The organism is Romboutsia sp. 13368 (assembly GCF_018336475.1).
Taxonomy (GTDB): domain Bacteria; phylum Bacillota; class Clostridia; order Peptostreptococcales; family Peptostreptococcaceae; genus Romboutsia.
Genome location: NZ_CP048741.1, coordinates 711,539 through 712,040, shown reverse-complemented (window position 1 = coordinate 712,040; position 502 = coordinate 711,539). Strand labels below are relative to the sequence as shown.

1 protein-coding gene is annotated in these 502 nt (G+C 31.6%); it reads right to left on the bottom strand.

Features of this window, described 5'->3' with window-relative positions; all coding sequences use genetic code 11:
- Nucleotides 1-502, bottom strand: a 502-nt coding sequence (locus G3997_RS02820) for a glucuronate isomerase (RefSeq protein ID WP_296649290.1), incomplete at both ends; no start/stop codon positions are given.

Here is a 502-nt window from a genome sequence, read left to right as displayed (position 1 = left end):
ATTTTTTTGAAGTATTCATGTCTAGTATATGATAAGAAACTTCTAGAGTCTGTAAGCATTCCTACAAATTGGCTTATAAGTCCTAATTGAGATAAAGCCATCATTTGTCTTTCCATTCCGTCCTTTTGATCGTTGAACCACCATCCAGAACCGAATTGTATCTTACCAGCTATTCCTCCACCTTGGAAGTTACCTATCATTGTTCCTAATACTTCATTATCTTTAGGGTTTAAGYAGTATAATATAGTTTTTGGWARYWYATCWKYTAYAKCTAATGAATCTAATAATCTTGATAATGGCATAGCAACTTCTGCATCATCTATACTATCAAATCCAACATCTGCACCTAATTTATTAAACATTCTAGTGTTATTATTTCTAAGAGCACCTATATGTAATTGCATAACCATATCATGCTTGTGATACATTTTTCCTAAGTTTATCATAGTTAATGTAGCATATTTTTCTATTTCTTCTTGAGTTAAAGCGTCTCCGTTTAATG